Source organism: Streptomyces sp. CWNU-52B (assembly GCF_047444975.1).
In the GTDB taxonomy this organism is placed as follows: domain Bacteria; phylum Actinomycetota; class Actinomycetes; order Streptomycetales; family Streptomycetaceae; genus Streptomyces.
Window position 1 is genome coordinate 370213 of record NZ_JBLFJV010000011.1, and the last position, 11372, is coordinate 381584.

An 11372-nucleotide genomic window follows, 5' to 3' on the forward strand; every position below is an offset into this window, starting at 1 on the left:
CCGTCCCTAGGATGACCCCATGTCACTCCCGCACGCGATCCTGACCGCCCTGCTAGAGAAGCCGTCGTCGGGGCTGGAGCTGACCCGTCGCTTCGACAGGTCGATCGGCTACTTCTGGTCGGCGACGCACCAGCAGATCTATCGCGAGCTGGGAAAACTGGAGGCCGACGGGTCGATCAGGGCCTTGGAACCGCAGCGGCCGGCCCGTGGGCAGAAGAAGCGGTACGAGGTCCTGCCGGCGGGCCGCGCCGAACTGGCCCGCTGGAGCGCCGCGTCCCAGGACCCCAAGCCCCTGCGCGACACGCTGCTGCTGAGGCTGCGGGCGGCGGCGGTGGTCGGCACCGCGGGCATCGAGGCGGATCTGCGCCGTCATCTCGAACTGCACCAGCGGCAGTTGGCGGAGTACGAGGAGATCCAGGAGCGTGACTTCCCGCCCGGCAAGGACGCTCCCGCCGACCGGCTCCAGCATCTGGTCCTGCGTGCCGGGATCGACCTGGAGACCTTCTGGACGGGCTGGCTCACGCACGCGCTGGCGGAGTTCGAGCAGTTTCCGGCGGCGGACCCGGCATCGTGACCGGTGTCCTGATCAGGTGTCCTGATCAGGATCTTCCAGCGGTCGGCGGTGGTCCGGTGCCCGATCCCGGCCGAAGTGCCGGACCACCGCCGGGTTCACAGCCGGTTGGGCTTGGAGCGCCGGCGCAGGACCCAGGCCGTGGCTCCGAGACCGGCGGCCACCAGGACCCCGCCCGCCGCGTAGGTGACGGCGCCGTAGTCCTTCGTGGTGCTGCCCATGCCGCCCATCACCCCGCGCGACGGTGACGCCGTCGCCGAGATCGTGGGCGTGGAGACCGGGGAGACGGTGACGGACTGGGTGCCGGCCGTCGAGCCGTCGGCGCACACCACGACGACGGTGTAGGTGCCTGAGGTGACGTTCGACCAGGCGGCGGACTGGCTGCTGCTGGTCCCGGACAAGGTCGCCTGGCGCCCCTGTGCGAAGTTCGTCTGGCCGCCGGCGAGCAGCGAGGCGTTCCCCATCGATCCGTTGGAGCGGGTGACGCACTCGCTGGTGGTCACCTGCACGGTCGCGCCACTGGTGGTCACATTGATGCCGGTGGCCGCCGCGGCCGCCACGCCGGGCAGGCCCGCGGTGAGGGCCAGTGGCAGCGCGACGGCCGCCAGGGCCGGGCCGGAGCGGACGAGTGTCTGAGTTATACGCATTGGACTGCCCTCCGACGGCACGGTTGGCGGTACATCCCATGAGCCGCCGGGGGTCGGGAACGACCGTGCTGCCATCGGACCGAGCCAATGCGACGGCCACCGTTTCCGCACGCGGGCGAGGACCGTGCAGGTGAACGAATCCTTCGTCCGGCCGACCGGCGACGGCGCGCGGCCGTGCGCGGCTACGGCTGTCCGGTCGTCACCGTCCGCTCCGTCGAGAAGGCGCCCCAGGTCCCGTCCGGCAGCTTCGCCCGGATCCGCACCCGCTGGGTGAGCCCGGCCTCCCGGCCCACGTAGAAGCTGTACGTCGCCCTGCCGCGGGGCGGTGTCGCGCCCCAGACGAGCGAGGTGACCGGCTTGCCGTCGAGCTGGATCTGGTACTCCGTGATCACCCCGTCCACCTCGGGCTGCGTCCACGACAGGTCGAGGTAGTGAGCCCCGTCCGCGCGATGCGTCGTGGCCCGGAACGCGGTGGGCGCCATGCCCGTACCGGTGCCCGCGCCCTTTCCGTCGCCGGGGCCCGCCGGGGTGGTGATCCTGACCGCCTCGCTCGCGGGAGAGATGTTGTCCGCCGCGTCGCGCGCCCGCACGGTGAAGGAGTAGCGGGAGCCCGGCCGCAACCCGGTCACCACGGTCGCCGTCTGCCCGCCGCCCACACTGTGGATCTTCGTCGTGCCTTGGTGGATGTCGTACGAGGACACGCCCCGGTCGTCCGTCGACCGGGTCCAGGACAACTGCGCGGCCCTGCTCCCGGCCGCCCTGCCGCGGAGGTCCCGCGGGCGGCCCGGGGCCCGTTCGTCGGCGGCGGTCGCGGCGGGCGTGGTCGCCCGGATCGGCTCGCTCGACGGCCCGAGCCTTCCGGCGGCATCCCGCGCCCGCACGGAGAAGGCGTACCCGGTCGACGGCTTGAGCCGGGTGACGTCGACCATGTGCTGGGAACCGGGCACCTCCGTCACCTTCGCGCTGCCGCGATACACCTCGTAGTGGGCGACCTCGGGCTTCCCGGCGGCCCGGTTCCACATGACGTGCACGCTGGTCGCGCTGCCCGCCGCCGCGGTGACACCGGCCGGAGCCGCGGGCGGGCCGCCGTCCTCGCCACCGCCCTGTCCGGTCGAGCCGCAGGACACCGTGGTGAGCAGCGCGCCCCAGACCACGGCGGTTCGCAGGAGTGCACGTCGCACGGCCCAGCCCTCCCTCGACAGGATTGGTCCGGACCAATATGCCGCCGCCGGGGTGACCGCAGCAAGGGGGCCGCCGTTCGCGGTTCCGCTCGCACGTTACGTATGCTGATCCTCTTCGCGGCTGAACTCACCTGTGTGACAAGGGGAGTTCAGCCCGACGGTGCGGAACGCTGTCGTCGCTGATCCCGCGCCGGCGAGGGCGGCCGGGTGGCCGGAGTCGTCGCTGATCCGGTCGTCCGGCCCCCGACGGCACGTCACCGGGCGTGCACCGTACGGACCCCCAGCGGTGGCCGCCCGACGGGACCCCCACCAGATTGGGCCGAGTGTCCGTCAGTGCCCGCTCAGGAGAGGGTCTCTATCGTGCGTGTCCGGTCACTGATGCTGGCCGCGGCCGGCATCGCCCTGGTCGCCCCCACCGTGCTGCCCGGCGCCGCCCCGACGCCCGGCCCCGGCCCCGGTCCGGCGGAGGGGGAGGGGAACGGGAACGCCCGCGCCGGGCACGTGCCGGGCACGGGCCACGGCCCGGGAGCGCGGAAGACACACGGCACGCGGACCGTCCGGGCCGCGGAACTCCTGAACGCGGTGCGCGACTGCGCCCCCGTCTCCGGCGACCGCTACCGCAGCGACGACGGTGAGCCCGCGGACATCGATATCTGCGGCGGGCGGGACGCCGTCTTCTGGAAGGCGGACATGGACATCGACTGCGACGGCAGGCCGGGCCCGCACTGCAACGAACGGACCGATCCGCTCTTCAGCGCCGCCACCGCCTACCAGCAGTCCGACGGGCGCGAGCTGAGCGCCGAACAACTGCCGTACGTGGTCCTGCCCGCGCCGAGCCACCGCTGGGACCACCACGAGCACGGCATCCGGCGCGGGACGGTGGCCGCCGTCGTCCACGGCGACCGTGTCCGGTACGCGGTCGTGGGCGACATCGGCCCCGAGGACATCATCGGCGAGGGGTCGTACGCCCTGGCCCGGGACCTCGGTATCCGCTCCGACCCGAGGGGCGGCGGGGCGCCGTCCGGGGTCACCTACATCCTGTTCAAGAACTCCGCCGCCTCGCCCATCGAGAGCCCCGGGGCGGCCGCCGCCGAAGGCGAGCGGCTCGCCCGCGCGTTCGTCGGGCGGAGCTGAGGCGGGACGGGGCGGCGGGCCGCCCCGTCACACCTTCCGGTACGTGTACGCCTCGGCGGCGGCCGCCTCCACCGCGGCCAGGTCGGCCCCCGCGGAGGCCGTGACGACCGCCGCCACCGCGCCCTCGACGAACGGCGCGTCCACCAGGCGGGTGCCCGAGGGGAGTTCGTCGCCCTCGGCCAGCAGGGCCTTCACGGTGAGGACCGCGCTGCCGAGGTCGGTGAGTACGGCGACACCGGCGCCGCGGTCCACGGCGGCGGCCGCGGCGGAGATCAGCTCGGAGCTGGTGCCCAGGCCGCCGTCCCCGTCACCGCCCGCCGGGGCCACCGGAGCGAGCGTGCCGCCGCCCGCGAGGCCCGTCGCCAGCTCGGCGACCGAGGCGGCCACCGCGGCGCTGTGCGACACGAGGACGACCCCCACGAGCTTCTCGCCCGCACCCGTGCCCACGCTCCCGACGTCACTCACCGGCCGTCTCCGCGAGTGCGGCGATCAGCAGCGCGGAGGAGGTGGCCCCCGGATCCTGATGCCCGATGCTGCGCTCACCCAGATAGCTGGCCCTGCCCTTGCGCGCCTGCAACGGCGTGGTGGCGAGGGCGCCCTCCTCGGCGGCGGTCCGCGCCTCGGCGAAGGACCGGCCGAGCGCGTCGACCGCCGGGACGAGCGCGTCGATCATCGTCTTGTCGCCGGGCGCCGCCCCGCCGAGCTGCATCACCGCGTCCACCCCGGCGCGCAGCGCCTGTGCGAACTCCCGCTCGTCGACCTCGGCCGCGTCACCGAGCGCCTTGCCGGTGCGGCGCAGCAGTGTGCCGTACAGCGGTCCTGAGGCGCCGCCCACGGTCGAGATCAACTGGCGTCCGGCGAGGGTCAGGACGGCGCCCGGCGTGGCCGGCTCCTCCTTCTCCAGCGTGGTCGCCACGGCCCGGAAGCCGCGCTGCAGATTGCTGCCGTGGTCGGCGTCGCCGATCGGTGAGTCGAGGTCGGTGAGCCGTTCCGCCTCGCGTTCCACGGACACGGCTGTCGCTGCCATCCAGCGGCGGAAGAAGTCGGCGTCGAGCATGGATCTCCTTGCGTGGTGAGGGTGTCGACCGGCGGTTGCCGAGGTCTCGCTGCGGACCGTGCGTCACATGCCCCAGCGCAGTCCCGCCGTACGCACCGGCGCGTCCCACAGTCGCAGCAGGTCCTCGTCGACCTGGCACAGGGACACCGAGGCACCGGCCATGTCGAGCGAGGTGACGTAGTTCCCGACGAGCGTGCGGGCCACCGGGACGCCGCGGTCGGCCAGTACCCGCTGCACCTCCGCGTTGAAGCCGTACAGCTCCAGCAGAGGGGTGGCGCCCATGCCGTTCACCAGGACCAGGACGGGGTTGCGCGGGTTCAAGTCCTCCAGGACGGCGTTCACCGAGAAGTCGGCGATCTCCCGCGAGGTCATCATCGCCCGCCGCTCCCGGCCGGGCTCGCCGTGGATCCCGACGCCCAGCTCCAGCTCCCCGGCAGGCAGATCGAAGGTGGGGCTGCCCTTGGCGGGCGTGGTGCAGGCGGCGAGCGCGACACCGAAACTGCGCGAGTTCTCGTTGACCCGGCGGGCCAGCGACTCGACCTTCTCCAGGGGGCGGCCCTCCTCGGCGGCGGCGCCCGCGATCTTCTCCACGAACAGGGTGGCGCCCGTGCCGCGGCGGCCTGCCGTGTAGAGGCTGTCGGTGACCGCCACGTCGTCGTCGACGAGCACCTTGGCGATCTGGATGCCCTCGTCCTCGGCGAGCTCCGCCGCCATGTCGAAGTTGAGCACGTCACCGGTGTAGTTCTTCACGACGAACAGCACGCCGGCGCCGCTGTCCACGGCCGCGGCGGCCCGTACCATCTGGTCCGGCACCGGGCTCGTGAACACCTCACCGGGACAGGCGGCGGACAGCATCCCCGGGCCCACGAATCCACCGTGCAGCGGCTCGTGCCCCGATCCGCCACCCGAGACGAGCCCCACCTTCCCGGCCACCGGAGCGTCCCGCCGGACGATCACCCGGTTCTCGACATCCACGGTCAGCTCGGGATGCGCGGCGGCCATGCCGCGCAACGCGTCCGCGACAACGGTCTCGGCGACGTTGATGAGCATTTTCATCTGTACCTCCTGGGGAGCCCGGCAGGCGGGCGTCCGGCCTGCGTTTTTGCTGGTCGAAGAGTGTGGAGTGAGTCAGGGATCTTGGCGGTCCGTGGCGGTCGAAAGCGGGCTGTGGCGGTACTGACGCTGACCTAGCGCTGATCTGATGCCGACTTTGGTGAGGGGTCGTCAGTTCTTCGGGTGGCTGGATGAGGGTCGGTGAGAGTGCTGTCATCGGCAGTATCGACCTTGCGGCAGCGAAGGTCACGTGGGCGGTGGCCAAAGGCGGGCGTGATTGCGGGTGGCGGGTGTGCGACCGGCCCGGTGGGGCGGCAGCGGGGGCTTCAGCGAGCCTTTTCCAGCCTCTCGGCCGACAGGCCCTGCTCACTCTCACCAGCGCCGCACTAACAGTCGTCTCAGGTTCGCTCGCTAGGAAGGAGGCGTCCAGATGAGCGATGTGACCCGTATGTAGGAGGCTAGTGATGGCAGTCGACGCAGCGCCGTCCGGGGAAGCGCCGGCCGGTCGGTTGGCAGGCCGGTGGGTGCCATGGTTGGTGATCGGCCTGTGGCTGGTGCTGGCGGCGGGCATGGTGCCGCTGAGTGGAAAGTTGAGCTCGGTCACCACCGACAGCGCCGTGGACACCCTGCCGGCCCGTGCCGAGTCCACCAAGGTGGCGGTGCTGGACGACAGTCTCCCCGGCGGTGACAACAACACGTTCGTCTTCGTGTACCACCGCGCCGGCGGCATGACCGCCGCCGACCGAGCGACGGTCGAGCGCCACTACGACACCCTTGCCGAGCGGTACCCGCCGAAGGCGACGGCGGCGGCCGGCGAGGACGGCGAGGGCTCACCGACGAGCCCCTCCACCGACCGCGAGGCGATGATGTTCACCCTTGAGGTGAGCACGGCCTACGGCGCACCGGAGGACATCGTCGGCCCGTTGCGTGACGCCGCGAAGGACCGCCCCTCCGGCCTGGAACTCGACGTGACCGGACCGGGCGCGATCGACGGCGACATGGATGCCGTCTTCGACGGCATCGACGTGCAGGTCCTCCTCACCACCATCGTCGTCGTCACGCTCCTGCTCATCCTCACCTACCGCAGCCCGGTGTTGTGGATCGTCCCGCTGGTGGCAGTCGGTGCGGCCGCACTGACCTCGATGGGAACCGTCTACCTGCTCGTCAAGGGCTTCGGCATCGTGGTCGACGACCAGAACTCGGCGCTGCTGACGATCCTGGTGTTCGGCGTCGGCACGGACTACGCGCTGTTGCTCATCGCCCGATATCGGGAGGCACTGCACCACCATGAGAACGTCCGGGTCGCGATGGTCCACGCGCTACGCGGCGCGGCGCCGGCCATCGTCGCATCCGCGGCCACCGTGGTCGCCGGCCTGCTCTGCCTGCTCGTCGCGGACCTGAACAGCACCAGCGGGTTGGGCCCGATCGGTGCGGCCGGCATCCTGTGCGCGCTGGTGGCCATGCTGACGCTGTTCCCGGCGGTGCTCGTGGTGCTCGGCAGGCGGATCTTCTGGCCGGCCGTCCCGCGGTTCAGCACGGTCGTGGAGGAGAAGCCGGGGCTGTGGGGACGGCTCGGCAGCGCCATCAGCCGCCGCCGGTGGGTGGCGACGCTCGGCTCGCTCGGAGTCCTCGGCGTGCTCGCCCTCGGGCTGGCGGGCAACACCGGCGCCCTGCGGGAGCAGGACCAGTTCCTGTCCGCGCCGGAGTCGGTCACCGGCTTCACCGTTCTCCGCCAGCACTACCCGGAACTCGGCGGCCAGCCGATGACGATCTTCACGCGGCCGGCGTACCAGGAGCGGGTGCTCGACGTCGTCAAGAACACCCGCGGTGTGGCCCTGGCCAACCCGGAGCGGACCAGCGGTGGCTGGGCCGACATCTCGGTGTTCCCGAAGGACGCGCCGGACACCGTCGCGGAGTACGACACGATCAAGCGGGTGCGCACCGCCGTGCACGCGGTGAGCGGGGCGGAGGCGATCGTCGGCGGGCCGAGTGCGGAGAACCTCGACACCGAGGTGACCACCCGGCGCGACGAGAAGCTGGTGATCCCGCTGGTGCTCGCCGTCGTCCTGATCGTCCTCGGGCTGCTGCTGCGCGCGATCCTGGCCCCGCTGGTCCTGATGGCCACCGTGATCGTCTCGTTCGCCGCGGCCTTCGGCGGCAGCGTGTTCGTCTTCGACACGATCCTCGGGTTCAAGGGAATCGACTATTCGGTGCCGCTGCTGGCATTCCTGTTCCTGGTGGCACTCGGCGTCGACTACAACATCTTCCTGGCCAGCCGGGCCCGGGAGGAGACCGTGCGTCTCGGCACCGGAGAGGGCATGCTCAAAGCCCTCTCCGCCACCGGTGGCGTCATCACCTCGGCAGGCCTGGTCCTGGCGGCCACGTTCGCGGTCCTCGCCACACTTCCGCTGGTGATGCTGATCGAGGTCGGGTTCCTGGTCGCCTTCGGCGTGCTGCTCGACGCCCTGCTGGTGCGGTCGGTCCTGGTGCCCGCCCTCACCTTGCTGATCGGCCGCCGGATCTGGTGGCCGAGCCGGCTGTCCCGTCCGGCGGCGGAGCTGCCGGACGGTCAACAGCCGCTCGTCGAGGACGAGGAGCCCGCGCTGCAACGGTGAGCGGGGCGGCACGGACGAGATCCGGGACAGGCCCCCAGGCCCGTCCCGGATCTTCTTCATGGACCCGCGGCGGAGCCGCGCGGGGCCATGCCCGAGGGCCGCTGTCGGCGTACTCGCCCATGGGGCCCGGCAAGATTTTCGTGCGGCGGGAGTGTGCCAGGGCCACGTTCACGTGTACGCCGACAGCCGCCGCCCCTCGTCCCGCCTCGCGCCGCCGGGGCGGGTCAGCGCACCGCGGTGTCCTCCCCGGCGGCCCGGCGCGCGACCGGGCCGGGCGGGTCCGCGGCCGGAAGGTCGACCCGAAGCAGCGCGCCACCGCGTGCGGAGCGGGCGACGGCGGCCCGGCCGCCGTGAGCGTCGACGACCCGCTGCACGATCGACAGCCCCAGACCGGATCCCGGCAACGCCCGGGCGCTGTCGGCCCGGTAGAACCGGTCGAAAACCCGCGGTACGTCGGCGGCGTCGATGCCCGGCCCGGCGTCGTCGACCTCGAGCACCGCCGACGCGCCCTCGGCACGGAGCCGGACCTGGACCGGCTGGTCCGCGGGGGACCACTTACCGGCGTTGTCGATGAGGTTGAGCACCGCCCGCTCGAGCGCGGCGGTACGCCCGCTCACCCACACAGAGGTCACGTCGAGCGTCACCTCGATGTCGGGCACGCGGGAACCCGCCCGGGTCGCTGCGGCCGCCACCACGTCGGCGAGGTCGAGCACCTCGGTGCTCTCGTCGCTGACGTCACCGCGCGCCAGGTCGGTCAGCTCGGCGACAAGGGTGCTCAACTCGGCCACCTGGGTGCCGAGATCGTTGAGCAGCCGGGTCCGGCCCTCCGCCGGCAGCGCGCTGTCCAGGGTGCCGCGCCGATCGAGCCGGATCAACAGCTCGACGTTGAGGCGCAGGCTGGTGAGCGGGGTCTTCAGCTCGTGGGCGGCGTCCTCGGCGAGCAGCCGCTGGGCCCGCCGGGAGTCCCGGAGCGCGGCGAGCATGTCGTTGATCGACCGGATCAGCCGCCGGATCTCCCCACCGCCCTCATCCGGGATGTCGGCGTCGAGATCCCGGGTGCGCGCGACACGTACCGCGGCGGCGGTCAGCCGGTCGATCGGGGCCAGCCCGGTCCGCGCCACGGTCCGCCCGACAAGGGCGCCACCGACCACGCAGAGCAGCCCGATCAGCAGCATGCCGAACCCGAACTGGTTGATCGGGCTGTCGTCGACGACGTGGGCCACCTGGACCGCGCCGTCGCCCGCCCGCAGCGTGTAGACGACGTAGCCGTCCTCGTCGCTGTCGTTCGACTCCATCAGGTCGGCCGACGCGCCCTGCGCCACGCGCCCGGCGTCCTCGCTGACCGGGGGCAGCGCGGGTTGGCCGGCCGGGGTCCGGATCGAGCCGTCGGGCAGGATGACCCGCACCAGCCGACCGGATCCGGGATACGGCGGTAGCTGGACCTGCGCCAGACCGGCGCGCTCCGCGTTCGCCGCCAGGACACGGGAGTCGGCGCGCAGTTGGTTCTCGGCGGTGTCCTTCAGCTCCCGGTCCAGTAGCTCGCTGGCCACCTGGAAGGCCACGAACACGCTGACCGCGATGGCCGTCGCCGCGATCACCGTCAGCCTGGCCCGCAGGGACCACCGGCGCCACCATCGGGTCAGCCGGCGCGGTTCCCGGTCGGCGCGCCTGCTCACGGAGGAGTCTCCCGCAACGTGTATCCCAGGCCGCGCAGCGTGTAGAGCAATCGCGGCTCACCCTCGGCCTCCATCTTACGGCGCAGGTAGCTCACGTATACCTGGAGGTTGTTGGCGGTGGAACTCATGCCGAAGCCCCAGATCGCCCCGAACAGCGCGTCGCGGGTCACGACCCGGGTCGCGTTGCTCATGAGGACCTGCAGGAGGGAGAACTCGGTCCGGGTCAGCCGCAGGGGCCGCGCGCCCCGCCACGCCTCGAACCTGTCGGGATCGAGTCGGACGTCGGCGAACGAGAGGATCTGCGACTCCTCGTCGGTCGACGTGCGTCGGCGCAGCAGGGCCCGCACCCGGGCCAGCAACTCCTCGGTGGCGAACGGCTTGGGCAGGTAGTCGTCGGCGCCCGCGTCCAGCCCCGCGACCCGGTCGGAGACCTGGTCACGGGCGGTCAGCATCAGCACCGGCAGATCCCGGCCCGCGGCCCGCAACCGCCGGCAGGTCTCCAACCCGCCGAGGCGGGGCATCATCACGTCGAGGAGCAGCAGGTCCGGCGCGTCGCCACCGACCCCGTCGAGCACGGCGAAACCGTTGGCGACGGTGCTGGTGTCGTAACCCTCGACCTGGAGCACCCGCTCCAGCGACTCACGGATGGCCGCCTCGTCATCCGCGATCATGATCCGCACGCCGGCCAGCCCCCTCCAGTCGATGCTGTGGCCGCTCATTGTCCCCGATCAACCTGAGGCCAGGATTAGAGCGTCGCCGCTGTGGTGCCCGCGGGCCGTGCTCTCACGGATGCCTGACACCGTGTCCCGCATGGTCGGTTCGAGGAGGCGCTTGCCGCAGCAGAGGGCGGCGGCGAGTCCGAGAGATGCCAGGTGGTTGCGGGGTCGGCGCTCGTAGCGGGGACGGAGTCTGCGGTAACCGGACGGCCATGACATCGTGCGCTCGATTCCCCCACAACCGACGCCCTGATCGCCCGCTGGACTCGATGCCTTTCCGGACGATGCGCACTCCACCGGCCGCGGTGACGGTCGTGTCTCCAACTCGGCGGTGATTTCGAACGATTGGCCGCCCGGCATGCCGCGACGACCCGGCCACTCATCGGGGTGCAAGGCAAAGATCGCTTGGTGAGAAGACGCTGGCGAGGTCTTCCCGCGACAGACAGCGGAACGACTTCGGAGGCGGGCGTTCCCCAACTGGGGGCCGCTCGAACTGATCGGCGATGTGCTGGAGTCGAGCGGCGGTGAGCTGGTGACGTGGGCGATCGAACTCAACGCCGGCGGGGCTGCCCTGCTGATCGGGACCTCGACGCCACCACGCTGGTGCCGCGCTGGGCACCTGGTTCGACCGACCGGCCTGAACGGCCGCATTAACGTGCGTCTCAGACCGTGTTTGAGATCTGCCGTGTCCCGTTGCTGAGGCGTTCGTTGAGCTCACCGTG

10 protein-coding genes and 1 pseudogene are annotated in these 11372 nt (G+C 72.0%); 3 read left to right on the forward strand and 8 right to left on the reverse strand.

The window, feature by feature from the left end; all coding sequences use genetic code 11:
- Nucleotides 1-19: 19 nt before the first annotated feature.
- On the forward strand, nt 20-574 hold the full coding sequence (locus ACLVWQ_RS14725; protein WP_414109037.1) for a PadR family transcriptional regulator: 555 nt from the start codon (nt 20-22) through the stop codon (nt 572-574).
- Nucleotides 575-669: 95 nt separating this feature from the next.
- Here the strand turns inward: ACLVWQ_RS14725 and ACLVWQ_RS14730 are convergent, their stop codons facing one another.
- Both ACLVWQ_RS14730 and ACLVWQ_RS14735 read right to left on the reverse strand, forming a co-directional pair.
- Nucleotides 670-1218, reverse strand: a complete 549-nt coding sequence (locus ACLVWQ_RS14730; RefSeq protein ID WP_414109038.1) for a hypothetical protein — start codon at nt 1216-1218, stop codon at nt 670-672.
- Nucleotides 1219-1400: 182 nt separating this feature from the next.
- Complete coding sequence (locus ACLVWQ_RS14735; RefSeq protein ID WP_414109039.1) at nt 1401-2399, reverse strand: fibronectin type III domain-containing protein; 999 nt, start codon at nt 2397-2399, stop codon at nt 1401-1403.
- Nucleotides 2400-2759: 360 nt separating this feature from the next.
- On the opposite strand from ACLVWQ_RS14735, the gene ACLVWQ_RS14740 reads away from it, so the two are divergent.
- Nucleotides 2760-3533 carry a glycoside hydrolase family 75 protein gene (locus ACLVWQ_RS14740; protein WP_414109040.1) on the forward strand — a complete coding sequence of 258 codons (774 nt, stop codon included), beginning with the start codon at nt 2760-2762 and terminating at the stop codon, nt 3531-3533.
- A gap of 27 nt (nt 3534-3560) precedes the next feature.
- Here the strand turns inward: ACLVWQ_RS14740 and ACLVWQ_RS14745 are convergent, their stop codons facing one another.
- The 3 genes from ACLVWQ_RS14745 to dhaK all read right to left on the reverse strand — a co-directional run bounded on the left by ACLVWQ_RS14745 (nt 3561) and on the right by dhaK (nt 5646).
- A complete protein-coding gene (locus tag ACLVWQ_RS14745; protein ID WP_414109041.1) occupies nt 3561-3998 on the reverse strand; it encodes a PTS fructose transporter subunit IIA in 438 nt (145 codons plus the stop codon).
- On the reverse strand, nt 3991-4590 hold the full coding sequence (gene dhaL, locus ACLVWQ_RS14750) for a dihydroxyacetone kinase subunit DhaL (RefSeq protein WP_414109042.1): 600 nt from the start codon (nt 4588-4590) through the stop codon (nt 3991-3993). Before dhaL ends, ACLVWQ_RS14745 begins: the two co-directional genes overlap by 8 nt.
- Nucleotides 4591-4653: 63 nt before the next feature.
- A complete protein-coding gene (dhaK, locus tag ACLVWQ_RS14755) occupies nt 4654-5646 on the reverse strand; it encodes a dihydroxyacetone kinase subunit DhaK (RefSeq protein ID WP_414109043.1) in 993 nt (330 codons plus the stop codon).
- Nucleotides 5647-6107: 461 nt separating this feature from the next.
- Between dhaK and ACLVWQ_RS14760 the strand changes: the two genes are divergently transcribed.
- Nucleotides 6108-8258, forward strand: a complete 2151-nt coding sequence (locus tag ACLVWQ_RS14760; protein WP_414109044.1) for an MMPL family transporter — start codon at nt 6108-6110, stop codon at nt 8256-8258.
- Between the two features lie 224 nt (nt 8259-8482).
- Here ACLVWQ_RS14760 and ACLVWQ_RS14765 read toward each other — a convergent pair whose 3' ends face one another.
- The 3 genes and pseudogenes from ACLVWQ_RS14765 to ACLVWQ_RS14775 all read right to left on the reverse strand — a co-directional run.
- Nucleotides 8483-9934, reverse strand: a complete 1452-nt coding sequence (locus tag ACLVWQ_RS14765) for an ATP-binding protein (protein ID WP_414109045.1) — start codon at nt 9932-9934, stop codon at nt 8483-8485.
- Nucleotides 9931-10614: a response regulator transcription factor gene (locus ACLVWQ_RS14770; protein ID WP_414109076.1), complete on the reverse strand. Its 684-nt coding sequence runs from the start codon at nt 10612-10614 to the stop codon at nt 9931-9933. The genes ACLVWQ_RS14765 and ACLVWQ_RS14770 overlap by 4 nt, the downstream gene beginning before the upstream one ends.
- A gap of 132 nt (nt 10615-10746) precedes the next feature.
- Nucleotides 10747-10945 (reverse strand): annotated as a pseudogene (locus ACLVWQ_RS14775) (IS5/IS1182 family transposase); the annotation flags it as partial.
- Nucleotides 10946-11372 lie beyond the last annotated feature (427 nt).

Coding starts and splice junctions, on each gene's coding strand:
- ACLVWQ_RS14725 (WP_414109037.1), top strand. CDS start 20: ATGTCACTCCCGCACGCGATCCTGACCGCCCTGCTAGAGAAGCCGTCG.
- ACLVWQ_RS14730 (WP_414109038.1), bottom strand. CDS start 1,218: ATGCGTATAACTCAGACACTCGTCCGCTCCGGCCCGGCCCTGGCGGCC.
- dhaL (WP_414109042.1), bottom strand. CDS start 4,590: ATGCTCGACGCCGACTTCTTCCGCCGCTGGATGGCAGCGACAGCCGTG.
- dhaK (WP_414109043.1), bottom strand. CDS start 5,646: ATGAAAATGCTCATCAACGTCGCCGAGACCGTTGTCGCGGACGCGTTG.
- ACLVWQ_RS14760 (WP_414109044.1), top strand. CDS start 6,108: ATGGCAGTCGACGCAGCGCCGTCCGGGGAAGCGCCGGCCGGTCGGTTG.